Origin of the sequence: Microbacterium sp. (assembly GCF_039812165.1) — a bacterium.
GTDB lineage: Bacteria > Actinomycetota > Actinomycetes > Actinomycetales > Microbacteriaceae > Microbacterium.
Window position 1 is genome coordinate 1 of the sequence record NZ_JBDIAB010000002.1, and the last position, 25,457, is coordinate 25,457.

The 25,457-nt window shown below is 73.6% G+C and carries 24 protein-coding genes and 1 tRNA gene; 12 read left to right on the forward strand and 13 right to left on the reverse strand.

Annotation, left to right across the window (positions count from 1 at the left end; genetic code table 11):
- Window positions 1-150 precede the first annotated feature (150 nt).
- Genes WML84_RS00335 through WML84_RS00345 form a run of 3 tightly spaced genes read left to right on the forward strand, consistent with a single transcriptional unit; the run spans window position 151 to window position 2,771 of the window.
- Entirely contained in the window at window positions 151-945 is a 795-nt protein-coding gene (locus WML84_RS00335; protein ID WP_347344209.1) for an ABC transporter ATP-binding protein, read from the forward strand.
- A complete protein-coding gene (locus WML84_RS00340; RefSeq protein WP_347344164.1) occupies window positions 921-2,468 on the forward strand; it encodes a hypothetical protein in 1,548 nt (515 codons plus the stop codon). The genes WML84_RS00335 and WML84_RS00340 overlap by 25 nt, the downstream gene beginning before the upstream one ends.
- 36 nt (window positions 2,469-2,504) lie before the next feature.
- On the forward strand, window positions 2,505-2,771 hold the full coding sequence (locus WML84_RS00345; RefSeq protein ID WP_347344165.1) for a DUF3039 domain-containing protein: 267 nt from the start codon (window positions 2,505-2,507) through the stop codon (window positions 2,769-2,771).
- A gap of 30 nt (window positions 2,772-2,801) precedes the next feature.
- On the opposite strand, the gene WML84_RS00350 is transcribed toward WML84_RS00345, so the two are convergent.
- On the reverse strand, window positions 2,802-4,139 hold the full coding sequence (locus WML84_RS00350) for a nicotinate phosphoribosyltransferase (RefSeq protein WP_347344166.1): 1,338 nt from the start codon (window positions 4,137-4,139) through the stop codon (window positions 2,802-2,804).
- A 33-nt stretch (window positions 4,140-4,172) separates the two neighbouring features.
- Here WML84_RS00350 and murI point away from each other — a divergent pair, with 33 nt between their 5' ends.
- The 4 genes from murI to WML84_RS00370 all read left to right on the forward strand — a co-directional run bounded on the left by murI (window position 4,173) and on the right by WML84_RS00370 (window position 7,373).
- On the forward strand, window positions 4,173-5,009 hold the full coding sequence (gene murI / locus WML84_RS00355; RefSeq protein WP_347344167.1) for a glutamate racemase: 837 nt from the start codon (window positions 4,173-4,175) through the stop codon (window positions 5,007-5,009).
- Window positions 5,006-5,746, forward strand: a complete 741-nt coding sequence (rph, locus tag WML84_RS00360) for a ribonuclease PH (protein WP_347344168.1) — start codon at window positions 5,006-5,008, stop codon at window positions 5,744-5,746. The genes murI and rph overlap by 4 nt, the downstream gene beginning before the upstream one ends.
- Window positions 5,743-6,348, forward strand: a complete 606-nt coding sequence (gene rdgB, locus WML84_RS00365; RefSeq protein ID WP_347344169.1) for an RdgB/HAM1 family non-canonical purine NTP pyrophosphatase — start codon at window positions 5,743-5,745, stop codon at window positions 6,346-6,348. Before rph ends, rdgB begins: the two co-directional genes overlap by 4 nt.
- Before the next feature lie 110 nt (window positions 6,349-6,458).
- Window positions 6,459-7,373 (forward strand): cation diffusion facilitator family transporter, encoded by a 915-nt coding sequence (locus WML84_RS00370; RefSeq protein ID WP_347344170.1) that lies wholly within the window; start codon window positions 6,459-6,461, stop codon window positions 7,371-7,373.
- 8 nt (window positions 7,374-7,381) lie between these two features.
- On the opposite strand, the gene WML84_RS00375 is transcribed toward WML84_RS00370, so the two are convergent.
- The gene (locus WML84_RS00375) at window positions 7,382-9,901 is read right to left on the reverse strand and encodes an ATP-dependent DNA ligase (RefSeq protein WP_347344171.1); all 2,520 of its coding nucleotides are present in this window, start codon (window positions 9,899-9,901) and stop codon (window positions 7,382-7,384) included.
- 58 nt (window positions 9,902-9,959) lie between these two features.
- On the opposite strand from WML84_RS00375, the gene WML84_RS00380 reads away from it, so the two are divergent.
- Window positions 9,960-10,862, forward strand: a complete 903-nt coding sequence (locus WML84_RS00380) for a Ku protein (protein WP_347344172.1) — start codon at window positions 9,960-9,962, stop codon at window positions 10,860-10,862.
- 3 nt (window positions 10,863-10,865) lie between these two features.
- Here WML84_RS00380 and WML84_RS00385 read toward each other — a convergent pair whose 3' ends face one another.
- The gene (locus WML84_RS00385) at window positions 10,866-11,588 is read right to left on the reverse strand and encodes a VTT domain-containing protein (protein ID WP_347344173.1); all 723 of its coding nucleotides are present in this window, start codon (window positions 11,586-11,588) and stop codon (window positions 10,866-10,868) included.
- 58 nt (window positions 11,589-11,646) lie between these two features.
- Window positions 11,647-11,728 (reverse strand) — tRNA-Leu (locus tag WML84_RS00390).
- A 103-nt stretch (window positions 11,729-11,831) separates the two neighbouring features.
- Between WML84_RS00390 and WML84_RS00395 the strand changes: the two genes are divergently transcribed.
- Entirely contained in the window at window positions 11,832-12,191 is a 360-nt protein-coding gene (locus WML84_RS00395; RefSeq protein ID WP_347344174.1) for a hypothetical protein, read from the forward strand.
- A gap of 136 nt (window positions 12,192-12,327) precedes the next feature.
- Here the strand turns inward: WML84_RS00395 and WML84_RS00400 are convergent, their stop codons facing one another.
- The 9 genes from WML84_RS00400 to WML84_RS00440 all read right to left on the reverse strand — a co-directional run bounded on the left by WML84_RS00400 (window position 12,328) and on the right by WML84_RS00440 (window position 21,094).
- A complete protein-coding gene (locus tag WML84_RS00400; RefSeq protein ID WP_347344175.1) occupies window positions 12,328-12,708 on the reverse strand; it encodes a pilus assembly protein TadG-related protein in 381 nt (126 codons plus the stop codon).
- A gap of 56 nt (window positions 12,709-12,764) precedes the next feature.
- Window positions 12,765-13,256, reverse strand: a complete 492-nt coding sequence (locus tag WML84_RS00405; protein ID WP_347344176.1) for a TadE family protein — start codon at window positions 13,254-13,256, stop codon at window positions 12,765-12,767.
- The gene (locus tag WML84_RS00410) at window positions 13,219-13,641 is read right to left on the reverse strand and encodes a TadE family protein (RefSeq protein ID WP_347344177.1); all 423 of its coding nucleotides are present in this window, start codon (window positions 13,639-13,641) and stop codon (window positions 13,219-13,221) included. Before WML84_RS00410 ends, WML84_RS00405 begins: the two co-directional genes overlap by 38 nt.
- Window positions 13,638-13,829, reverse strand: a complete 192-nt coding sequence (locus WML84_RS00415; protein ID WP_347344178.1) for a hypothetical protein — start codon at window positions 13,827-13,829, stop codon at window positions 13,638-13,640. Before WML84_RS00415 ends, WML84_RS00410 begins: the two co-directional genes overlap by 4 nt.
- A 53-nt stretch (window positions 13,830-13,882) precedes the next feature.
- Window positions 13,883-14,800, reverse strand: a complete 918-nt coding sequence (locus WML84_RS00420; RefSeq protein ID WP_347344179.1) for a type II secretion system F family protein — start codon at window positions 14,798-14,800, stop codon at window positions 13,883-13,885.
- A complete protein-coding gene (locus WML84_RS00425; protein WP_347344180.1) occupies window positions 14,797-15,654 on the reverse strand; it encodes a type II secretion system F family protein in 858 nt (285 codons plus the stop codon). The genes WML84_RS00420 and WML84_RS00425 overlap by 4 nt, the downstream gene beginning before the upstream one ends.
- Window positions 15,651-16,832 (reverse strand): ATPase, T2SS/T4P/T4SS family, encoded by a 1,182-nt coding sequence (locus tag WML84_RS00430; protein ID WP_347344181.1) that lies wholly within the window; start codon window positions 16,830-16,832, stop codon window positions 15,651-15,653. Before WML84_RS00430 ends, WML84_RS00425 begins: the two co-directional genes overlap by 4 nt.
- Window positions 16,833-17,038: 206 nt before the next feature.
- Window positions 17,039-18,283 carry an MFS transporter gene (locus WML84_RS00435; protein ID WP_347344182.1) on the reverse strand — a complete coding sequence of 415 codons (1,245 nt, stop codon included), beginning with the start codon at window positions 18,281-18,283 and terminating at the stop codon, window positions 17,039-17,041.
- 36 nt (window positions 18,284-18,319) lie between these two features.
- Window positions 18,320-21,094, reverse strand: coding sequence for an Ig-like domain repeat protein (locus tag WML84_RS00440; RefSeq protein WP_347344183.1), 2,775 nt, complete (start codon window positions 21,092-21,094; stop codon window positions 18,320-18,322).
- Between the two features lie 264 nt (window positions 21,095-21,358).
- Between WML84_RS00440 and WML84_RS00445 the strand changes: the two genes are divergently transcribed.
- From WML84_RS00445 to prfB, 3 genes are all read left to right on the forward strand, one after another.
- Window positions 21,359-23,020 carry an alpha-amylase family glycosyl hydrolase gene (locus WML84_RS00445; protein WP_347344210.1) on the forward strand — a complete coding sequence of 554 codons (1,662 nt, stop codon included), beginning with the start codon at window positions 21,359-21,361 and terminating at the stop codon, window positions 23,018-23,020.
- The gene (locus tag WML84_RS00450; protein ID WP_347344184.1) at window positions 23,017-24,213 is read left to right on the forward strand and encodes an MFS transporter; all 1,197 of its coding nucleotides are present in this window, start codon (window positions 23,017-23,019) and stop codon (window positions 24,211-24,213) included. Before WML84_RS00445 ends, WML84_RS00450 begins: the two co-directional genes overlap by 4 nt.
- Window positions 24,214-24,277: 64 nt before the next feature.
- A complete protein-coding gene (prfB, locus tag WML84_RS00455; RefSeq protein WP_347344185.1) occupies window positions 24,278-25,390 on the forward strand; it encodes a peptide chain release factor 2 in 1,113 nt (370 codons plus the stop codon).
- Window positions 25,391-25,457 lie beyond the last annotated feature (67 nt).

Here is a 25,457-nt window from a genome sequence, read left to right on the forward strand (position 1 = left end):
GTCGAGGATCTCGTTGCGCGCGACGTCGCCGAGAACGTCCCGACGCCGACGGAGACGCCTCGGGACGAGGCGCCCGAGGAGAGCGGTTCCGGGGCGGCCGCGATCGATGAGGCCGATCCCGTGCCGCCGGCATCCGTCCAGGAGACGGCCGTGGCCGGAGCCCCGGACGTCGCGGACGACGACGAGGAGCCGGCGCTCCGCCTGACCGGGGTGACCAAGTCGTTCGGCGCGACCCACGCCGTCGCGGGCGTCGACCTGGCGATCCGCGCCGGAACCTTCTACGGCATCGTCGGGCCGAACGGCGCCGGCAAGACCACGACGCTCTCGATGATCGCCGGTCTGCTGCAGCCCGACGCCGGGCGCATCGAGATCGCCGGCATCGACCTCGCGGCCGAGCCGGTGCGCGCGAAGGCCCTCATCGGCGTGCTGCCCGATCGGCTGCGCACGTTCGACCGGCTCACCGGCCGGCAGCTGCTGCACTACTACGGCGTGCTGCGGGGCGTCAGCTCGGCGGTCGTCGAGGGTCGCGTCACCGACCTCGCGCGCGCGTTCGACGTCGCCGACGCGCTCGCGCGACCCGTCGCGGACTACTCGGCGGGCATGACCAAGAAGCTCATGCTGGCGGGCGCCATGATCCACGCGCCGCGACTGCTGGTGCTCGACGAGCCGTTCGAGTCGGTCGACCCGGTCTCGAGCGCCGTGATCCTCGACATCCTGGGCGCCTACGTCGCCCACGGCGGCACCGTGGTGCTCACGAGCCACGGCATGGAGCTCGTCGAGCGCGTGTGCTCGGGCGTCGCCGTCATCGTCGCCGGGCGCATCCTCGCGGAGGGGACGGTGGACGAGGTGCGCGGCACGCGCACGCTGGAGCAGCGCTTCGTCGAGCTCGCCGGCGGGGTCAGCGACGTGGAGGGCCTGGAGTGGTTGCACACCTTCTCCGGCTGAGGCTCGACCTGCTCGTCGGCGCCCTGCGGGGCGACGTGCGGCACGTCGTCCGCATGACCCTGGGCCTGATCCTGCTCGCGGCGGCCGTGGTCGTCGCGTGCTGGGGCGTCCTGCGGCTGCGGACGGTGCCGGAGGACGTCGCGTTCGCCGTGACCGTGCTCGTCGGCGCCGCCGTCACGCTCGGGTTCGCCGGGGCGCCGCTCGTCGCCGGCGCCGACGACCCGCTCGACCCGCGGCGCTTCGCGGTGCTCGGCCTGCCGCCGCGGCGGCTCGCCGGCTCTCTGCTGCTCGCCGGCGTCGTGAGCGTGCCGCTCGTCGCGGCGATCGCGCTCGGGGGCAGTGTCGCGCTCCTGTGGATCGCGCGCGGCGCCGCGCCCGTGCTCACCGTGCTCGGGGTCGCTCTCGGCGTCGCCACATGCCTGCTGCTGGCCAGGGCGTCGCTCGCGATCGCCGCGCTCGTGCTGCGCGAGCGCCGCTCGCGCGAGCTCACCGGACTGTTCCTCGTCGCCCTGCTCGTCGTGGTGGTGCCGGTGGGCGTCTTCCTCGCATCGCTGCGCTGGCAGGGGCGAGTGCCCACCCAGCTCGCCGAGGCCGTCGAGGTGCTCGCGCTCACACCCGTCGGCGCGCCGTGGGCGGTGTCGGCGGGCACGGGGGATGCCGGTCCGCTCGTCGTCGCGATCGGCACGGTCGCGGGCCTCGCCGTGCTGTGGGCGTGGCTCGTCCGACGGCTGCTGACGACGACCGAGCGCCCGGCATCCGTCCGCGAACGGCATGGGCTCGGCTGGTTCGCGGTCACGCCCGACACGCCGGGCGGCGCGATCGCGGCGCGGAGCCTCGTCTACTGGCTGCGCGACCCGCGCTACCTCGCGAACCTCTCCGTCGTGCCGGTCGCCTCGATCGTCGCGGTCGTGCCGCTCGTGGTCGTGGGGGTGCCGCTGTCGACGGCCGTGCTCGTGATGGCCCCGCTCCTGGCGCTCTTCCTCGGCTGGATCGCCCACAACGACCTCGCCTACGACTCCACGGCGCTGTGGATGCACGTCTCGAGCGCCGTGCGCGGCACGGCGGACCGCTGGGGCCGGCTCGTGCCGGTCGTGCTGATCGCCGTGCCCCTGCTCGCCGTCGCGGTGCCGGTGACGACGTGGCTGCACGGGCGCTGGGCCGTGCTCCCCGCGCTCGTGGGCGTGTGCGTGAGCCTGTTCCTGTGCGGACTCGGACTGTCGTCGGTGTCGTCGGTCGTGTCGCCCTACGCCGTGACCCGGCCGGGCGAGAGCCCCTTCGTGCAGCCGCAGCGCACCGGCGGCGCGTCGGCGCAGGGCCTCGTGCTGTTCGGCGCGATCGCGCTCAGCGCGCCCGTGCTGTGGTGGGGTTGGCTGAGCCTCGCCGAGCCGGCGGCGTTCTCGTGGATCACCCTGTGGCTCGGCGTCGGCGTCGGACTGCTCGTGTGCGGCGCGGGCGTCGCGATCGGCGGACGCGCCTTCGACCGGCGCGGCAGCCGCCTGATGGAGTTCGCCGAGGCGACCTGAGCCCCGGTGTCGGAGGCGCCGCTAGAATCTGCAGACATGAGCACGCCACTCGACAGCCCGGACCAAGGCGGTCTCGCGACCCTCGACCGCGAGCTCGAAGAACTGCTGCGCGAGGAGCACATCGAGCCCGGCGACCACGAGCGCTTCTCGCACTACGTCAAGAAGGACAAGATCCTCGAGTCCGCGATCACAGGCAAGCCGGTGCGCGCGCTGTGCGGCAAGAAGTGGACGCCCGGTCGCGATCCGCAGAAGTTCCCGGTGTGCCCCACCTGCAAAGAGATCTACGACTCGATGATCGGCTGAGCCCGGTCTCGACGACCGGCTGAGCGCCGTCTACTCGACGTCGACGTAGACGGTCGGCAGTGCCGGGTCGGAGCGGCTGAGCGCGAGCCCGCGCACCGGCAGCTCCTCGCGCACGCGAAGGTGGTGCTCGCGCGCGGCGACGACGCCGGCCGGCCCGAGGGCCGCGGCATCCGGCTCGCCGTGCTCGACGAGCGTCACCTGCAGGGGCCGCGCGTCGGGGTGGTCGGCGGCATCCGGCACCCGCTCGAAGCCGTCCGCCACGGCGATGAGCTCGCTCGTGGCGACGCCGTGCTCGAGCGTGCGGAACGCGGCCTTGCGTCCGCCCTTCGAGCCCTTGTCGGTCGACGCCTTCGCGACCGCGACCCACGCGCCGTCGCCCGCCTGCCGCGCCACGAGCTTGTAGACCATGCCGGCGGTCGGCGTGCCGGACCCGGTGACGACCGAGGTGCCGACCCCGTACGCGTCGACGGGGGATGCCGCGAGAGCCGCGATCGCGAACTCGTCGAGGTCGCTCGTGACCGTGATGCGCGTGCCGGTGGCGCCCAGCTCGTCGAGCTGCGCGCGCACCTGGGCCGCGACCGTGGGCAGGTCTCCTGAGTCGATCCGCACGCCGCCCAGACCGGGACCGGCGACGCGGATCGCGGTGCGGACGCCCTCGACGATGTCGTAGGTGTCGACGAGCAGCGTCGTGTCGACCCCGAGCGTCTCGACCTGGCTGCGGAACGCGTCCTCCTCGCTGTCGTGCAGGAGCGTCCACGCGTGCGCGGCCGTGCCCATCGTCGGGATGCCCCAGCGTCGGCCGGCCTCGAGGTTGCTGGTCGCGGCGAACCCGGTGACGTACGCGGCGCGCGCGGCGGCGACCGCCGACTCCTCGGCGGCGCGGCGGGAGCCCATCTCGGCGAGCGGCCGGTCGCCGGCCGCGATCGCCATGCGCGCCGCCGCCGTCGCGACCGCGGAGTCGTGGTTGAGCACGCTGAGCGCGAGGGTCTCCAGGACCACGGCCTCGGCGAACGTGCCCTCCACCGTCAGGATGGGGGAGCCCGGGAAGTACAGCTCGCCCTCGCGGTACCCGCTGACGGTTCCCGTGAAGCGGTAGCCGGCGAGGAAGTCGAGCGTCTCGGCATCCACCACCCGCCCATCGCGGAGGAACCGCAGCTCGTCGTCGTGGAAGCGGAAGTCGCGCAGGAGCCCGAGGAGCCGTCCGGTGCCGGCGACGACGCCGAAGCGGCGGCCGCCGGACAGGCGGCGACCGAACAGCTCGAACACGCAGCGGCGCTGCGCGGTGCCGTCGCGCAGCGCGGCGTCGAGCATCGTGAGCTCGTAGCGATCGGTGAGGAGGGCGGTGCTGGGCGCGCGCATGCCGGTCACTTTAGTACGAGTGCGGGCGTAGGCTGGTGGACCGTGAACCGCGCTCCCATCGGCATCTTCGACTCCGGGGTGGGCGGGCTCACGGTGGCCCGCGCGATCGGCGACCAGCTGCCGCGCGAGTCGATCCTCTACATCGGCGACACCGCGCACTCGCCCTACGGGCCCAAGCCCATCGCCGACGTCCGCCGCTACGCGCTCGAGGTGCTCGACACGCTCGTCGACCAGGGCGTGAAGATGCTCGTGATCGCGTGCAACACGGCATCCGCCGCCATGCTCCGCGACGCGCGCGAGCGCTACGACGTGCCGGTCGTCGAGGTCATCGGCCCGGCCGTGCGCACCGCGATGTCGACGACCCGCAACGGACGCATCGGCGTCATCGGCACGGAGGGGACGATCGGCTCGGGCGCCTACCAGGACATGCTCGGCGTCAATGAGCGGCTCACCGTCTTCACCGCCGCGTGCCCGCGCTTCGTGGAGTACGTCGAGGCCGGCGTCACCGACTCGCCCGAGCTGCTCGAGGCCGCCGAGGCCTATCTCGCCCCGCTCCGCCACGCCGGCGTCGACACGCTCGTGCTCGGCTGCACGCACTACCCGTTCCTCAAGGGCGCGATCAGCTATGTCATGGGCCCCGACGTGTCGCTCGTCTCCAGCGACACCGAGACCGCCAACGACGTCTACCGGCAGCTGGTCAGCCGGCGCCTGCTCGCCGACGCGGACGCCGTCGGCACGCGCGTCTACGAGGCCACCGGCGACTCGTCCGACGACTTCATCCGGCTCGCCCAGCGACTGCTCGGGCGCGAGGTGCGCGAAGTGCAGCTCGTGCAGACCGGAGCCATCGACCTGCCCACCCTCCGAGAGGACCTCCTGTGACCGACAAGACCCGCGCCGACGGCCGCGCATCCGACGAGCTCCGCCCGGTCACGATCGAGCGGGGCTGGAGCGCACACGCCGAGGGCTCGGCGCTGATCTCGTTCGGGGGCACGAAGGTGCTGTGCACGGCCTCCTTCACCAACGGCGTGCCGCGCTGGCTCGCCGGCAAGGGCAGGGGCTGGGTGACCGCCGAATACGCGATGCTGCCGCGCGCGACGAACTCGCGCAACGACCGCGAGGCGGTCAAGGGGCGCATCGGCGGGCGCACGCACGAGATCTCGCGGTTGATCGGCCGCGCGCTGCGCGCCGTGGTCGACACCAAGGCGCTCGGCGAGAACACGATCGTGATCGACTGCGACGTGCTGCAGGCCGACGGCGGCACGCGCACGGCGGCGATCACGGGCGCGTACGTCGCCCTCGCCGACGCGATCGAATGGGGCCGCGAGAAGCGGTTCATCGGGCAGCGCGCCGTGCCGCTGCACGACTCGGTCGCCGCGGTATCGGTCGGCATCGTCGACGGCGAGCCGATGCTCGACCTCGCATACGTCGAGGACGTGCGGGCCGAGACCGACATGAACGTCGTCGTCACCGGCCGGGGCCTGTTCGTCGAGGTGCAGGGCACCGCCGAGGGCGCGCCGTTCGACAAGCGCGAGCTCGACGCGCTGCTCGACCTCGGCGTCGCCGGGTGCGCGTCGCTGCGCGACCTCCAGTCCGCCGCGTTGGAGCCGGCCGAGTGAGCGGGCCCGTCCGCCGGGTCGTCCTGGCCACTCACAACCCGCACAAGGTCGAGGAGTTCCAGGGCATCGTCGCGGCGACCAGGCCCGACCTCGAGGTCGTCGGGTACGACGGCCCCGAGCCGGTCGAGGACGGCGTGACCTTCGCGCAGAACGCCCTGATCAAGGCGCGTGCGGCCGCCGCGCACACGGGGCTCCCGGCCCTTGCCGACGACTCCGGCATCTGCGTCGACGTGCTCGGCGGCGCGCCGGGGGTGTTCTCGGCGTACTGGGCGGGCCACGCGAAGGATGCCGCGGCGAACCTCGCGCTCCTCCTCGACCAGCTCTCCGACGTCGCCGACCCGCACCGGACGGCACAGTTCCGCTCCACGATCGCGCTCGTCGTGCCCGGCGGCGCGGAGCACGTCGTCGAGGGCGTGTGGCCGGGCCGCCTCGCGACCGCGCCCGCCGGCGGCGGCGGCTTCGGCTACGACCCGATCTTCGTGCCGGACGGGCAGGACGGCGCCGAGCGCACCGCCGCGGAGCTGTCGCCCGCGGAGAAGAACGCGGAATCGCACCGCGCCCGCGCGTTCGTCGCGCTGGCGCCGCTGCTGGCGACGCTGTAGCCCGCTCGGTCTCGGGCCGCATGACGCGCGCCACGGCATGAGAACCGGACTCATTCCCGACTGGGGCCAGGCGAGCGCGGCGCGGCGGCGCCGCGCGTAGCCTCGATGCCATGCACGACCACGCGCCCGGCGTCCGCGGCGCGAGCAACCGGAGGCTGCTCGCGATCTCGCTGGCGCTGACGGCGACCGTCATGGTCGTGCAGGTGGTCGGCGCGGTCTGGACCGGGTCGCTCGCGCTCCTCGCCGACGCCGCGCACATGTTCACCGACAGCTCCGCGCTCGTCATCGCGCTCGTGGCGAGCATCGTCGCCGCCCGCCCGGCGAACGAGCGCAACACCTACGGCTACCAGCGCGCCGAGGTGTTCGGCGCGCTCGCCAACGCGGTCATCCTCATCGTGCTGTCGGTCTGGATCGCCGTCGAGGGCGTCCAGCGACTCGTGGGCGGCGGCGAGGTCGAGGTCGCGGGCGGCCTCATGCTCGTCGTGGCCGTGGTCGGCCTCGTCGCCAACGGCGTCTCGATGTACCTGCTGAGCGCCGCGCAGCGGCACAGCATCAACGTGCGGGGCGCCTACCTCGAGGTGCTCGGCGACCTCATCGGGTCGGCGGTCGTGATCGTCGCCGCGGTCGTCATCTGGACGACGGGATGGATGCCGGCGGACGCCCTGGCGTCGCTCGTCATCGCCGCGATGATCCTGCCGCGCGCGGTCGTGCTGCTGCGCGAGGTGTTCTCGGTGCTCGGCGAGCGCGCCCCGCGCGGCACCGAGGTCGCCGCGATCCGCGAGCACATCCTCCGCAAGCCCGGCGTCACCGCCGTCCACGACGTGCACGTGTGGCAGCTCACGCGGGGCGCGCCGGTGTTCACGGCGCACGTCGTGGTCGAGCGCGCGGTGCTCGCGGACGGTCGCTCCGCGGCGCTGTTGACGAGCCTGCAGACGTGCCTCGCCGAGCACTTCGACGTCGAGCACTCCACGTTCCAGTTCGAGCCGGCGGGGCACGTCGAGCACGGCGATGCCCGCCACGACTGACCCGCGGGTCAAGGCTCGCGGGCGACGTCCGCCGGGGCGATGTCGGAGCGGAGGCCTCGCCAGCGTGCGTGCCGGAGGATGTCGCCGGGGCTGAACTCGGCGAACTCGACCTCGGCGACCAGTCGCGGCCGCACCCACCGCGCGTCCGACGCGTCGGCGGCCGGAACCCCCACGAAGGGGTTCTCGTCGGTCCGCAGCGGCTCCAGCATCCCCTGCAGCCGCGCGCGCTCGGCCTCGGTGAAGCCGGTGCCCACACGCCCGGCGTACCGCAGCCCGTCCGGCCCCGGGATGCCGAGCAGCAGCGACCCGATCGACCCGGTGCGTCCGCCCTTGCCGGGGCGGATGCCGCCGATCACGACCTCCTGCGTGCGCGTGAGCTTGACCTTGAGCCACTCCTCCGACCGTGCGCCGGCGCGGTAGCGCGAGCGGGGATCCTTGACGACGACGCCCTCGAGGTTCAGATCCTTCGCGGTCTGCAGCGCCGAGTCGACGTCGTCGGAGACCGGCGGGACGACGATGGTGGGGATCGCGTCGCGCGCGAGGTCTTCGAGGAGCAGCCGGCGGTCCGCGAGCGGCAGCCCGGTGGCATCCGCATCGCCGGCGCCGAGCACGTCGAACAGGAAGTAGGTCACCGGGGTGCGCGGGGCCTCGCGCGCGATCTCGCGCTGCTTCGTGAGATGCATGCGGTTCTGCAGGCGCGTGAAGCTCGGGCGTCCGGCGCGGTCGAGGGCGACGATCTCTCCGTCGACGACGGCCGGCTCAGGTCCCAGCCCCGCGTCCAGCCCGGTGAGCTCCGGATACCGCGCGGTGATGTCGGTGCCGCTGCGCGCGCGCAGCCGCAGCCGCTCGCCGTCCCACAGCCCGATGGCGCGGATGCCGTCCCACTTGAACTCCACCCACCGTCCCCAGCGGTCCGCGGCCTCGCGACCGCGGGCCGCGGTGGCGGGCACCGCGAGCATCGGGGCGGGACCGCGTCCGTGCGGCGTGATCGACCCGCTCGGCGGGGCCGATCCGTCCGGCACCCGCGACGCGTCCGACGCGGCCGGTGCGGACGTGGCGTCCGTATGCGCGGAGGTCTCCTCGGTCTCGCCCTCCGCGTGCGGCGGGCCCGCGGTGCGGGAGGCCGCAGGTCGGTGCGCGCGTGCGGCGGAGGCCGCGGCATCCTTCATGCGATGCAGCAGCCACGACGACTTCTCGCCCTCGCCCTCGGTGCGGATGAGCGCGAGCCGCGCGCGCCCGAGCGGGCCGCCGTCGCGACCGGTCGCGGTGAGGATGATCTCGTCGTCGCGCCACTTCTCCAGCTCGTAGCGGCCCTCGTCCCAGATCGTCATGCTCCCGGCGCCGTACTCGCCGCGCGGGATCTCGCCCTCGAACGTCGCGTACGACAGCGGGTGGTCCTCGGTCATGACCGCGAGGTGGTTGCGCTCGGGCGAGTCCGGGATGCCGCGCGGCACCGCCCAGCTCACGAGCACCCCGCCGTGCTCGAGGCGCAGGTCCCAGTGCAGGCGGCTCGCGTGGTGCTCCTGGATCACGAAGCGCGGCAGCTCCTCGGGCCGGGGCGGGGGAGCGGCGACGGGGGAGTCGGGCACCGGCTCGGGCGTGCGCCCGGCCGCGCGCTTGGACAGGTAGGCCGACAGGGGACCGTACTCAGCCGACTGCGGGCGCAGCGGCGCGAACAGGTCGCCGAGGGCGTCGGCGCGCTCCAGCATCTCGTGCAGCAGCACGTGGCGGAGATCCGGATCGTCGAGCTCCTCCCACGTGCGGGGGGCGGCGACGGTGGGCTGCGGCCGCCCGCGCAGCGAGTAGGGCGCGATCGTGGTCTTGGAGCCGTTGTTCTGGCTCCAGTCCAGGAACACCTTGCCGGGGCGCAGGCTCTTGGTCATCTGGCTGACGACGAGGTCGGGGTGATCGGCCTCGATGAGCCGGGCGAGCTCGCGCGCGAACGCGGACGCGTCGTCGCTCGTCTGCCGGCCGTCGAGCCGCGTGTACAGATGGATGCCCTTGCTGCCGCTCGTGACCGGCACGGGGTCCATCCCCATGCCCCGCAGGATCTCGCGCGCCCAGCGCGCCACCTCGGCGCACTCCGCGAGCCCCGTTCCCGGCCCGGGGTCGAGGTCGAGCACGAGGCGGTCGGGGTTGGCGCGGTCGCCGTGACGCGTGAAGCGCCACTGCGGCACGTGCAGCTCGAGGCTCGCGACCTGCGCGAGGTAGACGAGCGTCGGCACGTCCTCGACGAGCGGATAGTCCTTCGCTCCGCCGGAGTGGTCGATCGGGCGGCGCGGCACCCACGACGGCGCGCCGCGTTCGAGGTCCTTGGCGAAGAACGGCGGATGGTCGACGCCCTCCGGCCAGCGCTTGCGGGTGACCGGCCGTCCGCTGGCGTGCGGGATTAGCAGGGCCGCGATGCGCGTGTAGTAGTCGATCACCTCGCCCTTGGTCGTGCCGGTCTCGGGGTAGAGGACCTTGTCGAGGTTGGTGAGGCGCAGACGCCGGCCGTCGACGCGCACCAGCTGCTCGCCCTCGGCCATGGTCCCATCCTGCCGTGCCGGACTGGCCGTAGCACGTGCGACGGTGTGTACTGGGGGGATGAGAGCGATCTGGAAGGGCGCCCTGACGTTCGGGCTCGTCAACGTGCCGGTGAAGGTCTATTCGGCCGTCGAGGACCACGACGTGCCGCTGCACCAGGTGCACGGCGCCGACGGCGGACGCATCCGCTATCAGCGCAAGTGCGAGGTGTGCGGCGAGGTCGTGCCGTTCGCCGACATCGACAAGGCCTATGACGACGGGGAGCGCACGATCGTCCTCACCGCCGAGGACATCGCGTCGCTGCCGGCCGAGCGCAGTCGCGAGATCGAGGTCGTCGAGTTCGTCCCGAGCGATCAGATCGACCTGCTCACGCTCGACCGCGCGTACTACCTCGAGCCCGACTCGGCGTCGCCGAAGGCGTACGTGCTGCTGCGGCAGACCCTCGAGCAGACCGACCGCACCGCGATCGTGCGCTTCTCGCTGCGGCAGAAGACGCGGCTCGCCGCCCTGCGCGTGCGCGGCGACGTCCTCGTGCTGCAGACCCTCCTGTGGGCCGACGAGGTGCGCGAGGCGTCGTTCCCCGCGCTCGACGAGCCGGTCAAGATCTCCGACAAGGAGCTCAAGCTCTCCGCGAGCCTCGTCGACAGCTTCTCGAGCGACTTCGACCCGTCCGAGTTCGTCGACGAGTACCAGCAGGAGCTCCGCACGCTCATCGAGGCCAAGCTCGAGAAGGGCGAGGCGCTCGACACCGCCGAGACCTTCGGCGCGCCCGAGGAGGCCGACACCGGCGGCGAGGTCATCGACCTCATGGCGGCGCTGCGTGCGAGCGTCGAGCGCAGCCGTGCCGCGCGGGGTCAGGGGTCGTCGACGGATGCCGGGGGCACGGCATCCGCGAAGAAGAAGACGCCGTCGGCGAAGAGCGCGAGCAAGCCCGCCGGCAAGAAGGCGAAGAAGGCCTCCTGACGGTCACTCCGCGTCGGGGATGACCGTCGGGTCGGGCGTCACGGGCGCCTGGCCCGCGGCCGCCTCCTTCTTGGACTTCGAGCGCTCACGGAAGTAGTGCCACACCGTCACGAGGGCGGTGCCGCCGACCGCGGCGAGGAGGATCAGGTCGATGTACTCCTGCACGAACCATGCCACCGGCGGAATATATCCGATGAGGTAGCCGAACATCGTCAGGCCGAAGCCCCAGATCACGGCGCCGATGAGGTTGTAGAGCGTGTACTTGCCCTTGTGCATGTGCCCGACGCCGGCGGCCACCGGGGCGAACGTGCGGATGATGGGCACGAAGCGCGCGAGGATGATCGTGAGGCCGCCGTACCGCTCGAAGAACGCGTTCGTGCGCTCGACGTTCTTGCGGCTGAACAGGCCCGACTCACGACGCTCGAAGACCGCCGGCCCGCCCTTGTGGCCGATGTAGAAGCCGACCTCGCCGCCGAGGAACGCGGACAGGCCGATGAGCAGCGCCACCCACCACACGCTGATGCCGAAGACGCCCTCCGGCGCGTACGGCTGCGCGTGCGAGAGGAGCCCCGAGATCACCAGCAGGGTGTCGCCGGGGAGGAGGAAGCCGACGAGCAGACCCGTCTCGGCGAAGACGATGAAGCAGACGACCAGGAGCGCCCACGGGCCGGCGGCCCCGATGATCGTCTCGGGGTCGAGCCAGGGGATGAGGGAGAGGGAATGCACGGAGGTCCCGTCGGTCGTGAGTCGGTCGGCGGATTCGGATGCCGTGGATTCGGCACCGTGCGGAAGGTGGGACTTGAACCCACACGCCGTGAGGCACAGGAACCTAAATCCTGCGTGTCTGCCAATTCCACCACTCCCGCGGGCGCACCAAGTCTACCCAAGGGGATCCGAGCCGCCCGGTGGCCCGCCGCGCCGTCCCGGCGACTTGCCAGGTTGCGCGCCGCGCGCGTTAGCGTGGAACGCGTGATCCCCGAGGACTGGATGCCGCATCGCCGCGCCGACGGCGAGACCGTCGGCTACATCGCGTTCACCGGCGAGGCGTTCGTGCCGCACGACCTGCTCGGTCGTCCCATCGCCGCGGCCGCGGACTGGGAGAGCGCGGAGGCCGCGGTCGAGGCGCTCGGCCTCTCGTGGCTGGCGGAGCCGCTCGTCCTCGAGCTCGACCCGCCGCGGCGCGTGCGCGTGGCCGAGGTGTCGCCCGCGCGCATCGTGCTGATCGCCGACGACTTCGGCAGCGCCCAGGCCGTCGGCGCCCGTCATCGCGAGCGGTGGGAGCTCGACCTGCCGCTCGCCGTCGGCCTCACGCCCCTCGCCCGTCGCTGAGCCGCGCCACCGCGGCCGCCGCACACCGCCGCACACCGCGAGACTTCAACCGTGCGTCGAGACCGCGTGCGGGGCGAGCAGTCTCGACGCGCCACTGGAGTCTCGCGGTCCGGAGGGGGTGCGCCGGCGGCCGGGCTCACCGGAGGGCGGTGCGGCTCGTGGCGGTGGCCTCGAGAGCGACGCCGTCGGGCACGAACAGGGTCAGGATCGGTGGATGCCACTCCGTGGCCACGGTCACGCGCGCCGACGTGCCGTCGGGCGTCCCCGCGACCACGACGCGGACGCCGTCGTACACCGCGACGACGTCGTCGGCCTGCTCCCGCACGCCGGCGTCGCTCAGCGCGATCACTGGGCCGCCCTCGTCGACCGCGACCGTGAACCCGTCCGCGCCGGCGAGCGCCGCGGCATCCGCCGCCCCTTCGATGCGCTTCTGGGCGAGATAGAGGCTCGTCGCGTCGACGCACACGAAGACGAGCACGAGCGCGAGCACGGCGTAGCCGAGGGTGAGCGGCAGCACGCTGCCCTCGTCGGCGGCCCGCCCGCGCCACCCGGCGCACCAGAGCGCCCGTCGCATCAGCCGGCGCCCCACGTGCGCGAGACCTTCTGGGCCGACGTCGCCTCCACCGGCACCCGTGCGACGCGCTCCAGCCCGAGCACCGGCGGCACGAGGGGCAGGGCGACCTCGGCGGCGACGGTCACGACGAGGGTGGCGCCCGCCTCGGGGCACGCGGCGCCGACGTTCGTGCAGCCGACCGTCACGTCGACCGTGGCCGGGTCGAGCCCGTACTCGTCGGTCACTGCGGCGAGCACGCGATCGGCGCGCGACGAGGCGGTCGCGGCATCCGGCGCCGTCGCGACCGCGCGCGCGATGTGGCGCGCGCCGGCCTCGACCCCGAGGGACTGGCCTTGGATCGTGCCGAGCGCGATCACGAGGTAGACGATCGGGACGAGGAGCAGCAGACCCACCGCGATGAACTCCAGCGCGGCGGTGCCCTCCTCGGGGTGCACCGGGGCGATGGCGTCCGGTTCAGTCGCCGGGGCGGTCGAAGCTCTCCACAGGGGCATGCGCGGTCACCTCCAGCCCGCGCGGCGCGCCGAGGAGTCCCACGAGCGGCAGTGTCGCCACGACGCTCACCTCGACGGTCGGATGCCCGAGGTCGGACTGCTCGCGCACCGAGACGCTCTCCGCGAAGCCCTCGCCCACGGTGCGCGCGATGATCTCGGCGGTGCGGGCGGCGCCGTCGTCGACCGACGTGTCGGCGAGCGCGGCGTGGTAAGCGCCCTCCACGGCGGCGTCGTGCACGACGTTGCGGACGTACACCGCGAGCCCGAGCTGCATGACCGCGAGCGTGAGCACGGTCAGGAGCGCGCCGACGAGCACGAACTCGACGGGGCTCGACCCCTCCTCGTCACGCAGCACGGCCGGTCCGCCCGCGGTGGTGTGCGTCACAGGCCGGAGACGCGTGCGATCGCCTGCTCGAACAGGTCGGCGAGCGCGGGGCCCGCGAGCGCCCAGATCGCGACGACGAGGCCCGCCGTCATCAAGGTCACGAGGACCCAGCCGGGCACGTCGCCGCGCTCGTCGGCGAGGAGTCCCTCGCCCTCGGGACGCAGCTGCCCCTTCGTGTCACGGATCATGTCCGTCTCCCTTCGCTTTCCTCTCGGCGCCGTCGCGCCCCCGTACCCGTGCATCAGCCGAGCCCCAGCCGCAGCATGACGATCCCCGGGAAGACCGCCACGAGCACCGACAGGGGCAGCACCATGAAGACGAGTGGCAGGAGCATGTAGATCTCCTTGCGCCCCGCCTGCTCGATGAGCGTGCGCTTCGCGTCCTCGCGGGCGTCCTGCGCCTGTGCCTGCAGCACCTGGGCGAGCGGCGCGCCGCGATCGATCGCGGCGACGACGTGGTCGATGCTGCGCGAGACGGCGGACACGTCGACGCCGCGGGCGAGGGTCGCGAGCGCGTCGCGGAGGTTCGAGCCGGTGCGCGTCGACAGCACGGCCCGGCGGATCTCTGCGGTGAGCTCGCCCGCGCCGACTTCGCCGACGCGGTGCAGCGCGTCGAGCAGGCCCTCGCCCGCGGCGAGGCACAGCGAGAGGAACTCCAGCACGGTCGGGAGCTCCTCCTCGATCCGCGCGGCCCGTCGCCGGGCGGCCTGGGTCAGGCGCGCGTCGCACAGCGCCGCGGCGATCACGGCGAGCAGCGGCGGCAGGAGCACCGCCCCGGCATGGAGCCGACCGGTCAGCGCGAGCGCGACGACCACGAGCCCGCCGACCGCGACGCCGCCGATAGCCCAGCCCAGTTGGCGCGCGCGGAACACGGCGGCATCCATCGACCAGCCCGCCTGCCTCAGGCGCCGGGCGATCGCGTCCGCACCGCCGAGGCCCGCGACGAACCGGTCTCGACGAGCGCGCCACCCGGCCGCTCGACCCGGTGCGAACAGCGGCGTCAGTCCGCCCGGATCGGCGACGTCGCGCACGTACGGCGCGATGCGACGCTGCAGCGACGGCGCCGCCCAACGAGGCACGCGAGCGGCCACGAGCAGGATGCCGGCGGCGAACGCGCAGCCGAGCACCACGGCGAGCGCGACCTGCGTGGGCGCGTTCATCCGAACCACCGCCGCGGCTCGGGAAGCCGGCCGATGCGGAGCATCACGCGGTACGCGACCACCGACACGGCGGCGCCGGCGAGGATGAGGGCAACGCCCTCGGGGCTGGAGTACGCCGCCGCGCCCTCGGGCCGCATCGACAGCAGCACGAGGATGACCCAGGGCGCCGCGACGCCCAGCACGGCAGCACCCCGGATCCACGACTGCCGCGCCTCGACCTCGGCGCGCAGCGCCGCCTCGGTGCGCACCGAGGCCGACAGCGCGCGCAGCACGCCCGGAAGCTCGGTGCCGCCGACCTGGCGCGCCATGCGCAGCGTCTCGACGATGCGGTCGGCGATCGGATCGGCGAGCGCCGCCTTCAGCCGCAGCACGCTGGAGTCGAAGTGGCCGGATGCCGCGATGTCGCCCGCGAAGAGCGCGAACGCGGGGCGCAGCGCGGGCGGTGCCGACGCGGAGAGGCTCGCCACGGCGTCGGGCAGTGACAGGCCGGCCCGCACGGATGCCACGAGGAGATCGCACACGTCCGGCCACAGCGCCCGTCGTGACCGGCGGAGGCGCAGCGCGCGACCGCGGAGCCACACCGTCGGAGCCGCCGCGGCGGCGATCGCGGCGACGGCGACGAACGCCGGGAGCGCGGTGACGAGCCACGCGATCGCGGCCGCGACCACCGCGGCGCCGCCCGAAATCGCGACGAGCCGTCCGGGCGGCACGTGGGCGAAGCCGGCCGCCTGCAGCACGCGCGTCGCGGCTCCGGTGGGAACGGGCCGGTCGGCGCGCTCGCGGTGCGGCCACAGCCACGGCGAGGCGGTCAGCAGGAGGCCGGCCGCGAGCAGGGCGCCCCACACGAACGTCATGGCGTGCCCGCCCGCCATATGGACCGGGTCTCGACCGCGCCGTCGACGACCCGTCCGGTCGGCGCGACGATCTCGCCGACCCGGCGCCGACCGGACCCGTCGCGCTCGCAATGGACGACCACGTGCACGCTGGAGGCGATCGCCGGCAGCACGAAGCCGGCGTCGATGTTGCGGCCGGCCAGGAGCGGCAGCGCGGCGAGCTTGCGCAGCGCCTCCTGCGCCGAGTTGGCGTGCAGCGTCGCCGCGCCGGGCACGCCCGTGTTGAGCGCGAGCAGCAGGTCGAGAGCCTCGGCGTCGCGCACCTCGCCGACGACGAGCCGGTCGGGGCGCATGCGCAGCGCCTCCTTCACGAGCCGGCGCAGGCTCACCTCGCCGGTGCCCTCCAGGCTCGGCTGTCGGCCCTGCAGGGCGACGAGGTCGTTCGCCCGCACCGCGAGCTCGAACGTCTCCTCGACGGTGACGATGCGGTGCGCGGGCGGGCACGCGTCGACGAGCGCGGCGAGGAGCGTCGTCTTCCCGGCGTGCGTGGCGCCCGAGACGAGGATGCTGCGCCCCTGGGCCATCGCGTCGCGCAGCAGCGCGGCCGCGGTGTCGGTCAGCGAACCTGCGCGCACGAGATCGGCGAGCGTGCGGTACGAGGCGAGGAACCGTCGGATGTTCACGGACCAGTGCACGCGCGTGATGTCAGGGATCACCACGTGGAGGCGGGACCCGTCGGGCAAGGAGGCGTCGACGAACGGCTGGCTGAGGTCGATGCGGCGGCCGGTGGCGTGCAGCATCCGCTCGACGAGGTCGCGCACCTGTGCCGCGGTGAGCGTGAGCGGCACGCGCTCGCTGCGCCCCTCGCGCGCGACGAAGATCCGGTCGGGCGCGTTGATCCACAGCTCCTCGACGGTCGGGTCGTCGAGGTAGGCCTGCAGCGGCCCGTAGCCGGCGACGGCGGCGAGCACCTCGCGCACGCACGCCGCCTCGTCGTCGACGAGGGCGAGCCCGCGCGCGAGGGCGAAGTCGTTGTGGCGCTGCACCTCGGCCCGCACCACCTGCGCCGCGCGGTCGGGGTCTCGGGCGGGGTCGGCCTGCTCGGCCCGCAGGCGCTCGCGGACCCGCTCGACGATGCGTGCGGTCGCGCCCGCGCCGTCGCCGGGCGCGAGGGGCGCGGATGCGTACGCGAGGCTCATCCAGGCATCCTGCCGACTCCGAGACCCGCGCGTCGGAAGTTATCCACAGCCCCCGTCAGAGTGCCCCCGAACCGCGAGACTCCATTGGTGCGTCGAGGCTGCGCGTCGGACACGCAGTCTCGACGCGGGGCTGGAGTCTCACGGTCACCGGGGCGCGGATGCGGACGCGCGATCACCGGCAGGGGCGAGTCGGGGACCGGGGACGGTCAGCGGCGGCGGGGCACGTAGCGCGGCACCCAGCGGGCGAAGGCCGCCGCGCCCAGCAGGCCGATCGCGCCGACGACACCGGTCGCGACCGACAGCGACCCGAGCGCGGTCAGCACCGTCACGAGCACCGGCGCGGCCGCGCCGCCGGCGTCGGTGAGCGTGCGCCACGAGCCGAGGAAGGGCGCCGGATCGGGGCGCGGCGCCAGGTCGGCGCCGAGGGTCAGGAGGATGCCGCTGGAGAGCCCGTTGCCGACCCCCAGCACCGCGGCGAACAGCGCGAACCACATCGCCGCATCGTCGAGGTCGTGGGTGAACGCGAGGGCGACGAAGCCGCCGCCCATCAGCAGCATCGCGGGGAGGGCGGCCCAGAGCCGCCCGAAGCGGTCCATCACCTGGCCGCTCGCGTAGAAGAGAGCGAAGTCGATCGCGCCCGACACGCCCACGACGAGGGCGATGGTCCCGCCGTCGAGCCCGATCGACACGCCCCACAGCGGCAGCACGACCTGCCGGGTGGCGCGCACCGCCGACAGCATCGCGGCGGCGAGGCCGACGCGCGACAGCACGTCGCGGTGCCGCCACATCGTCGCGAAGATGCCCACGCGCTCGGGGGCGGCAACGGATGCCGTGGCGGGCGGCGCGGCCGCGGACGCGAGCTGCGTCTCGGGGTCGGGGCCGAGCAGCACGAGCGCGATCGTCGCGACGAGACACACCGCGAAGAACCACACCGAGGCCCGCTCGTCGCCGAAGAGGGCCAGCAGGCCCGCGGTGAGGAAGGGCCCCACGAACATGCCGAGGCGGAAGGTGCCGCCCAGGAGCGACAGCGCCCGCGCCCGGTAGTGCAACGGCACGCGCGTCGTCATGAACGAGTGACGGGCCAGGCCGAACGCGGCGGCGCAGAAGCCGACCGCGAACACCGCCACGATCAGCTGCACCACGTCGGCCGCGAAGGCGCCGAGGACGGCGGCCGCGAGGGCCAGGAGGCCGGCGCCCGCCATCGTCCACCGCTCGCCGACGCGCGAGACCGCCCAGCCGGCGGGGATGTTGCCGCACAGTGTGCCGACGACGAGCGCGGATGCCACGAGCGCCGCCGTCGCGACGTCGGCGCCGAGGCGCGCCGCGAGCACGGGGAGGAGCGGGATGACGGCCCCCTCGCCGACCGCGAACAGGACGGTCGGTCCGTAGATCATCGGTGCGAAGCGCCACAGCACCCCGCTGATCGGCTCGGGGTCGCTGGCGGCGGTCATCCCCTCCACGCTAACGGCAGACGGGACGGCCGCGGGTCAGGGGCGCGAGCGCCCGTGCGCCCTGGCCCCGGCGGCGAGGAGGAGCGCCGCGCCGGCGGCGACGAACGCACCCGCCGCCAGCAGCGAGGCGACCGGCGACTCGCCGCCGGTCCGCACGAGCGCGCTCCTGGCCGTCGTCGTGCTCGGCGAGCCGGGCGCCGGCGGGGCCGGTGCGGGCGAGGCGAGCACCAGCACGGTCGTCGGCTCGCTGACGCCGGCATCCTTGTCGGTGGCGGTGAACGAGGCCGTGAACAGTCCTGCGGTGCCGTAGGTGTGCGTGACGGGCGGATCGGCGGGACCGAGGACCGTCTCGACCGGTGAGCCGTCGCCCCAGTCGACCGTGTAGGCGAACCGGGCGGCCAGGTCGGCCGATGACGGGTCGTCGGCGCCGACCTTGATGGTGAACGGCCGGCCGACCGTGGCGGTGAGGGAGCCGGTCAGCACCGCGCGCGGCGGCGTGTTGTCCACGTGCACGAGCGCGGCGTCGGTCGTCGACACCGTGCCGAGCGTCACACGGACCGCGACCGCGTGGTCGGCGGGGCCGTCGTCGATGCCGAAGGCCTCCAACTCCGACCACGTCAGGACCGGGTCGACGCCGGCGGCATCGTCGAAGTCGTCGTCGCCGTCGAGGTCCCACGCGTAGACCGCTCCCGGCGTCGAGCCGGATGCGTCGAGCCGCAGCGCGGCGCCCTCGGCGACGGTGTAGGGCCCGCCGGCGTCGGCGACGACCGCGCCGACGAGCTGTGTGAGCGTCGTCGTGCTGGCCTCGAGCGCGGGGGTGCCGCCGAAGCTCGCGCCGATCGCGTGCGTCCCGACCGAGAGCGACGAGGTCGTGAACGTCGCCGTCCCGTCCGCGCCGAGGGCGACCGGCAGGCCGAGCGGCGTCGTGTCGGCGTCGAACTGCACGTAGCCGGTCGTGGCCGGCGCGCCCGCCGCGGTGACGAGCGCGGTGAACGTCACGGTCTGCCCGTCGAGCGACGGATTGCCGCTGGAGGCGAGGGTCGTCGTCGTGACGGCTCTGCTGACGACCTGATCGAGGATGCCGCTGCTCTCGGCGTAGTCGTCGCTCGCCGCGTACGAGGCCGTGAGACCGTGCGTGCCGGCCGCGAGGTCGGAGGTCGTCAGCGTCGCGGTCCCGTCGGCGGCGAGGGCGACGGCGGGTCCCAGCGGCGAGGCGCCGTCGAGGAACACGACCGTGCCGGTGGTGACGGGGGAGCCCTGCGAGGTGACCGTCGCGGTCAGCGTGACGGGCTGCCCGACCAGCGCGGGGTTGTCGCTGGAGGTCAGGCTCGTCGTGGTCGTGGCCTGCGTCGTGAACGTCAGGCACCAGCCGCCGGAGATCGAGCCGGCGTCTCCCGTCGCGTCGTCGACGACCCACAGGCTCCAGGTGCCGTTCGGGTCGGCGCCGTCGAACACGGAGAGCGTCGCGGGCCCGCTCGTCGGAGCGGGCGCCGGGAACGCGGCGTCGGCGGCGTCGAGGTCGTCGTCGGTGGGGCGGAACGTGCCGGACGACAGGGCGCCGGTGACGCTCGAGGCCGCGTCGTCGTCGAGCGTCACCGTCGCGCCGCTGACGGGGAGCTGGCCGCCGACGTCGCTGAGCAGCATCGCGCTTGCGCCCGAGGGCGCCGAGAGCATCACGTCGAGGTCGATCGGAGCGGTGTGCGAGATCCCGTGCAGCGTCGCGGTGACCTTGGTGAGCGCGGTCGGCAGCCCCGACACGGTGATGTTCGAGGGGTACGGCGTCGCCGTGCCGGACTGCGGCACGGTGAGCGCTCCCGGGTTGCAGAAGGTGCTGCCGTTCACCACGGTCGCGTTGTCGACGCGTTGCGAGACGGTCCCGTTGCTCGACGAGAACCCGGTGGCGCCGCCGTACTCGGCGCGGATCTCGTGCGTGCCCTCGGCGAGGGTCGACGTCGTGAGGCTCGCCGTGCCCGACGCCGAGACCGGCACGGGCGCGCCGAGCGCCGTCGTGCCGTCGCGGAACTGCACGGCGCCGTCGTCGACCGGCGCGCCGTCCGCCGTCACGGACGCGGTGAACGTCACCGGGGTGCCCGTCGCCGCCGGCGTCCCGGAGGTCGCGACCGCGGTGACGGTCGGGACGTCGGAGACCGTCGTGGTGACGGTGAGGCTCCACCCGCCCGCGAGCGTGCCGATGTCGCCGGTGGCGTCGTCGACCAGGTAGAGCGACCACGTCCCGTTGGGCACGATGCCGGTGAAGGCGCCGCCGAACGTCGTCTGCGACGACGCCGTGGGCGCGGGAGCGGGGAAGGGGTCGCCGGCGCCGCGGTTGGTCGGCAGGTAGGTGCCGGTCGACACGTTGCCGGTCGGCACCTGCGCGCCCGCGACATCCGAGAACGTGAGCGTCGCGTTGGTCGCGAACGCGAGAGTCGTCTCGGGGTCGCCGATGTCGGAGAGGAACACGAGGTTCGCCCCGCCGGGGGCGACGAGCATCGCGTCGACGTCGTTGAGCGCCGAGTGGCTGAGACCGCTGAGCGTGACCGTCACCGCCGAGACGGTGCCGGCCAGGCCGCTCACGTCGACCGTCGACGGATACGGGCTCGCCGGACCGATCTGGTTCATCGAGCCGGTCGCCGGGATCGCGACGGGCGCGGTGTCGGCGAAGCTCGTCGGGCCGTCCGCGGAGGCGACGATCGGGATGCCGACGAGTGCGGCCGTCAGCGCGATGACGGCGGAGACCGCGGCCGCGAGCGTCCGGGGCCGACGGCGCCCGCGCTCATGCTGCTGCCTGACGTGGGGGGACCGCGCGACCATCGCCACCGCCTCGTATGAAGTGCCGCTCCGTGCGTACATTACGGCCTGTCCGGGCTCGCGGGAAGAGGCCGTCCCGCGTGTGACGAGAAGATGACGGGCGCCGGTTCGCACGCGGCGCTCGCATGGCGGCCGGAACTCGCGCATAATGGTTCCCAGACTTGATTCGGCTGCCGAATCATCTATCGCCGGACCACCCCGACATCCTCGAAGGAACCCGTCTTGCCGCTCACCACCGTCCCGGCATCCCGCGCCGATGCCTCCCGTATGGCCGACCCCGACTGGTGGCGCCAGGCGGCCGTCTACCAGATCTACCCGCGCAGCTTCGCCGACTCGAACGGCGACGGCATCGGCGACCTCAAGGGCATCACCGCGCGCGTGCCGTATCTGCAGCGGCTCGGCATCGACGCCGTGTGGCTGAGCCCGTTCTATCCGTCCGCGCTCGCGGACGGCGGCTACGACGTCGACGACTACCGCGACGTCGACCCGCGCCTGGGCACGCTCGACGACTTCGACGAGCTGTCCGCCGCGCTGCACGCGGCGGGCATCAAGCTCGTCGTCGACATCGTGCCGAACCACTCGTCGAACCTCCACGAGTGGTTCCGCGAGGCGCTGGCCTCGCCGAAGGGCTCGGCGGCGCGCGACCGCTACATCTTCCGCGACGGCCTCGGCGAGAACGGCGACGAGCCGCCGTCCGACTGGGACTCGTTGTTCGGCGGCTCGGCGTGGGAGCGCGTCACCGAGGCCGACGGCAATCCCGGCCAGTGGTACCTGCACCTGTTCGCCAAGGAGCAGCCCGACTTCAACTGGGACAACCCCGAGGTCCGCGAGGACTTCCTGAAGACCCTGCGCTTCTGGTCTGACCGCGGCGTCGACGGCTTCCGCATCGACGTCGCCCACGCCCTCGCCAAGCACCTGCCGGAGGAGCTGCCGTCCAAGCTCGTGCTCCCGCGCGAGGACGACAACGCGCTCGGCGCGCACCCGTTCTGGGACCGCGACGAGGTGCACGAGATCTACGCCGAGTGGCGCACGCTCTTCAACGAGTACGAGCCGCCGCGCACGGCGGTCGCCGAGGCGTGGGTGCACGCCGACCGGCTGTCGCGCTACGCGAGCCCCGAGGGACTCGGACAGGCGTTCAACTTCGACCTGCTGCAGGCCGACTTCGACGTGGACCAGTTCCGCGCGGTGATCACGAAGAACCTCGCCGAGGCCGCCGCCACCGGCGCGTCGTCGACGTGGGTGTTCTCCAACCACGACGTGGTCCGTCACGCCACGCGCTACGGCCTCCCCGCCGGCGGGGGCCGCCGCGGCAAGGGTCAGGACGGCAGCCAGTGGCTCCTCGACGGCGGTCACGCCGCCGACGTCGACGCCGAGACGGGCCTCCGGCGCGCACGCGCCGCATCGCTCATGATGCTCGCGCTGCCCGGCTCCGCCTACCTCTACCAGGGCGAGGAGCTCGGCCTGCAGGAGGTGGGGGAGATCCCTGCCGCCGAGCGGCAGGACCCGTCGTTCTTCCGCAGCGCGGGCGAGCAGATCGGCCGCGACGGATGCCGCGTGCCGCTGCCCTGGACGGCAGAGGGCCCCTCGTTCGGCTTCGGCCCGGGCGGCTCGCATCTGCCGCAGCCGTCGTGGTTCGCGGACTTCGCCGTCACCGCGCAGGACGGCGTGGCCGGCTCGACCCTGGAGCTGTACCGCGCCGCGCTCGCGCTGCGCGCCGAGCTGCAGACCGCCGAGGAGCTCGAGTGGATCGCGACGGACGACGCGTCCGTGCTGCACTTCGCGCGCCCGAACGGCTGGCAGGTCGTGACGAACTTCGGCACCGAGCCGGTCGCGCTGCCCGCGGGCGACGTCGCGATCGCGAGCGGTCCGGTCGAGGGCGGGCTGCTGCCCGCGGACACGACCGCCTGGCTCGTGTCCGCGAAGGCGTGACGTCGGTCGACACCCGCACGACCCGGGCCGCCGCGACGGCGACGTTCGTCGTCTTCGGCGGGAACGGCCTCGTCTTCGCGAGCTGGGCGGCGCGCATCCCCGCCGTCACCGAGACGCTCGGCCTGTCGTCGGGACAGATGGGCGTGTTCCTGCTGTGCATCGCGGTGGGGTCGCTGCTCGCGCTGCCGTCGGCCGGCTGGGTCGTGGGCCGCATCGGCACCGCGAGCACGCTGCGCGGCGCGGGCCTCGTCGCCGCGGCCGCGATGGCGGGCGTCGCGGTGTCGCTGTGGACGGGCTCGCTCGTCGGCCTCGGCGCGTCGCTGTTCGTCTACGGCATCGGCATCGGCCTGTGGGACGTCGTGCAGAACATCGAGGGCGCCGACGTCGAGCACCGGCTCGGCCGCACGATCATGCCGCAGTTCCACGCGGCCTTCAGCGCCGGCGCGTTCGTCGGAGCCCTGATCGGCGCGGGGCTGGCCGGCCTCGGGGTCGGGCTTCCCGCGCATCTCCTCGCGGTCGCGGTGCTGGCGCTGCTCCTGACGCTCACGGCATCCCGCTTCTTCCTTCCCCACGCAGCATCGCAGCAGAAGGCCGACGCGGCGCCGGAGGGCGAGAAGAGGGATGCCGCGGGGCGCATCGCCTGGCTGGAGCCGCGTACGCTCCTCATCGGCGGCATCGTGCTCGGCGCGACGCTCGCCGAGGGCGCGGGCAACGACTGGATCGCGAAGGCGGCCGTCGACGGGCTCGGCACGAGCGAGCCGGTCGGGGCGCTCCTGTTCGCCCTGTTCGTCGCCGCCATGACCGTCATGCGGTTCGTCGGGGGCGGCGTGATCGACCGGTTCGGCCGCGTCGCCGTGCTGCGGGCGAGCATGGCCGCGGTCGTCGCGGGTCTCGCGCTGTTCGTCTTCGGCGGCCACGCGATCGTCGTCGGCGCCGGGGCGGTGCTGTGGGGCGTCGGCGCGGCGCTGGCGTTCCCGATCGGCATCTCGGCCGCCGCCGACGATCCGGCGCGCGCCGCGGCGCGGGTCTCGGTGGTCTCCACGATCGGCTACCTCGCGTTCCTCGCAGGTCCCCCGCTCCTGGGCTTCGTCGGCGACCTCGTGGGCATCCACCGGGCGCTCCTGGTCATCTGTGCGCCGGCGCTCCTCGCGCTGCTGCTGGCCGGCGCCGCGCGACCCGTGCAGAAGCAGTGATCGGCGCCCGGGCCGGGCGCGGCCTCGGCGAGCATCCGGCGCGGGCGCGATAGGCTGGATCGTCATGCTCGAGTTCGATGCCTCCGCCGAGATCCAGGCCCTCCGTTCCACGTTCGCCGACATCACCGCGGTCGTGGACGTCGACGCGCTCCGCGCCGAGATCGCACGTCTGAGCGAGGAGGCCGGCGCGCCGGACCTCTGGGACGACACCGCGAAGGCCCAGAAGGTCACGAGCGCGCTCAGCCACCGCCAGGCCGAGCTCGCCCGCATCACCGGCATCGAGCGGCGCCTCGACGACGTCGAGGTGCTCGTCGAGCTCGCGAACGAGATGCAGGACGAGGACACCGCCGAGGAGGCCACGCACGAGATCGCGGAGCTCCAGGACGTCATCGGCCAGCTCGAGGTGCAGACGCTCCTCGACGGCGAGTACGACGAGCGCGCGGCGATCATCACGATCCGTTCCGGGGCGGGCGGCGACGACGCCACCGACTTCGCCGAGATGCTCCTGCGCATGTACCTGCGCTGGGCCGAGCAGCACAAGTACCCGGTCAAGGTCATGGACACGTCCTACGCCGAGGGCGCGGGCATCAAGTCGGCCACCTTCGAGGTCGACGCTCCCTACGCGTTCGGCACGCTCTCGGTCGAGGCGGGCACCCATCGCCTGGCGCGCATCAGCCCGTTCGGCTCGGCCGACAAGCGGCAGACCTCGTTCGCGGCGGTCGAGGTGATCCCGCTCATGGAGGAGGCGACCGAGGTCGACGTCCCCGAGACCGACATCCGCGTCGACGTCTTCCGCTCCTCCGGCCCGGGCGGCCAGTCGGTCAACACGACCGACTCGGCCGTGCGCATCACGCACCTGCCCACCGGCATCGTCGTCTCGATGCAGAACGAGAAGAGCCAGATCCAGAACCGCGCTGCGGCGATGCGCGTGCTGCAGACCCGACTCCTGCTGCTGCAGAAGGAGGAGGAGGCCGCGAAGAAGAAGGAGCTGGCCGGCACGATGACCGCCAGCTGGGGCGACCAGATGCGCTCGTACTTCCTCTACGGACAGCAGCTCGTGAAGGACCTCCGCACCGGGTTCGAGTCGGGCAACCCCAGCGCCGTGTTCGACGGAGGCCTCGACGGGTTCATCGCCGCCGGCATCCGCTGGCGCAAGCGCAAGGACGACGACGACTAGCGACTCGGTGAGACACCGCACCGCGTCGAGCCCGCCCCGTCGCGATCCATGTCAATAGGAGCAACCG